Source organism: Streptomyces durbertensis (assembly GCF_014156695.1).
GTDB lineage: Bacteria > Actinomycetota > Actinomycetes > Streptomycetales > Streptomycetaceae > Streptomyces > Streptomyces durbertensis.
The window spans coordinates 1-2,242 of the sequence record NZ_WMLF01000633.1 but is presented as its reverse complement, the minus strand read 5'-3'; the positions used below and the strand labels follow the sequence as shown (position 1 = coordinate 2,242).

The 2,242-nt window shown below is 71.0% G+C and carries 2 protein-coding genes; one reads left to right on the top strand and one right to left on the bottom strand.

The window, feature by feature from the left end:
- The first annotated feature begins 76 nt into the window (after nucleotides 1–76).
- Nucleotides 77–1,468 (top strand): NAD(P)/FAD-dependent oxidoreductase, encoded by a 1,392-nt coding sequence (locus tag GL263_RS25290; RefSeq protein WP_182858063.1) that lies wholly within the window; start codon nucleotides 77–79, stop codon nucleotides 1,466–1,468.
- A 105-nt stretch (nucleotides 1,469–1,573) separates the two neighbouring features.
- Here GL263_RS25290 and GL263_RS25285 read toward each other — a convergent pair.
- Nucleotides 1,574–2,242, bottom strand: a 669-nt coding sequence (locus GL263_RS25285) for an ATP-binding cassette domain-containing protein (protein ID WP_182858062.1), incomplete at its 5' end; no start/stop codon positions are given.

The following is a 2,242-nucleotide window of genomic DNA, read 5'->3' as shown; positions in this document are numbered from 1 at the left end:
GTGTAACAGAGGTGCGGAGGTTCCTTGTGAAGGGGCTCACGAGCACCCCCCTGGGGGAGGGGGGATACTCGAAACCATGAGCACCACGGAGCGTCCTCGAATCCTCGTAGTAGGTGGCGGGTACGTCGGTCTGTACGCAGCTCGCCGCATCCTCAAGAAGATGCGTTACGGCGAGGCGACCGTGACCGTCGTCGACCCGCGCTCGTACATGACGTACCAGCCCTTCCTCCCCGAGGCGGCCGCTGGCTCCATCTCCCCGCGCCACGTCGTGGTCCCGCTGCGGCGGGTGCTGCCGAAGGCCGAGGTGCTGACGGGGCGGGTCACCACGATCGACCAGGACCGCAAGGTCGCGACGATCACCCCGCTCGTCGGCGACGCCTACGAGCTGCCGTTCGACTACCTCGTCGTCGCGCTCGGCGCCGTCTCCCGCACCTTCCCGATCCCCGGCCTCGCCGAGCAGGGCATCGGCATGAAGGGTGTCGAGGAGGCCATCGGCCTGCGCAACCACGTCCTGGAGCAGCTGGACAAGGCCGACTCCACGAAGGACGAGGCGGCCCGCCGCCGCGCGCTGACCTTCGTCTTCGTCGGCGGTGGCTTCGCCGGTGCGGAGACCATCGGCGAGGTCGAGGACCTGGCCCGCGACGCGGCCAAGTACTACCCCAACGTCAGCCGTGACGACATGCGGTTCATCCTCGTCGACGCGGCCGACAAGATCCTTCCCGAGGTCGGCCCGCAGCTCGGCACGTGGGGCCTGGAACACCTCAAGAAGCGCGGCATCGAGGTCTACCTCCAGACCTCCATGGACTCCTGCGTCGACGGCCACGTGGTGCTCAAGAACGGCCTCGAGGTGGACTCCAACACGATCGTGTGGACCGCCGGCGTCAAGCCCAACCCGGTGCTCTCCCGCTACGGTCTGCCGCTCGGCCCCCGCGGCCACGTCGACGTCGACCCCACGCTCCAGGTCAAGGGCACCGACTACATCTGGGCCGCTGGCGACAACGCCCAGGTGCCCGACCTCGTCGGTCGCGCCGCGGGCAACGAGAACGCCTGGTGCCCGCCGAACGCCCAGCACGCCCTCCGCCAGTCCAAGGTGCTCGGCGACAACGTGATCTCCGCGCTGCGCGGCTTCCCGCAGGCCGACTACAAGCACGCCAACAAGGGTGCCGTCGCCGGTCTCGGGCTGCACAAGGGCGTCGCGATGATCGTCATGGGCAAGATGAAGATCAAGCTCAAGGGCCGTCTCGCCTGGTACATGCACCGTGGCTACCACGGCATGGCCGTGCCGACCTGGAACCGCAAGATCCGGGTCTTCGCCGACTGGACGCTCGGCATGTTCCTCAAGCGCGAGGTGGTCTCCCTCGGCGCGATGGAGAACCCGCGCGAGGAGTTCTACGAGGCCGCGCGCCCGGCCCCGGCGGCCCCCGCCGCCGAGAAGTCGAAGGACAAGCCGAAGGCGAAGGCCGGCTGACACCGCGCCGCGTACCGCTGACACGCGGACGCGCACAACGCGCCGAGGGGCGCCCACCGATCCGTGGGGTGGGCGCCCCTCGCGCGTGCCCGGGACGGACCGGCGTCAGCCGGCGGCCGGCGCGGCCGTGGCGGTGGTGGGTGCGGTGTGGTGTGCGGTGACGTGGCCTGCGGAGAGTTGGAGGTGGTCGCCGGTGAAGTGGGCGCGGGTGCGGCGGTCGTGGGTGACGAGTACGACCGCGCCCGGGTAGTCGGTCAGCGCCGCCTCCAACTCCTCCACCAGCCCGGGTGAGAGGTGGTTGGTGGGCTCGTCGAGCAGCAGCAGGTCGACCGGTTCGCCGACCAGTCGTGCCAACTCGACGCGGCGGCGCTGCCCGTAGGACAGCTCACCGATCCGGGACCGCAGGCTGCCCGGCTCGAACAGGCCGAGTGACAGCAGCCGGTCGGCGTGTTCGTCGCGGTCGCCGCGGCGGCCGTGCGTGTAGGCGTCCAGCACGGTCAGGTCGGGCGGCCACGGTGTGCCCTCCTGTCTGAGGTGGCCGACCCGGCCGGGGACGTGGACCGTGCCCGCGTCGGGTATGAGCTCGCCGGCGAGGACCCGCAGCAGGGTGCTCTTGCCCGCGCCGTTGGGTCCGGTCACCAGGAGCCGCGCCGACGGGCCCAGGCGGAGCCGGGGAACGTGGAGTCGGCTTCCCACCGTTACGCCTTCCCACTCGGCGGCGGGCGCGTCCTGCGAGGGGTTGGCGGTGGTGACGCGGGCGGTGAGGGTGAGCGG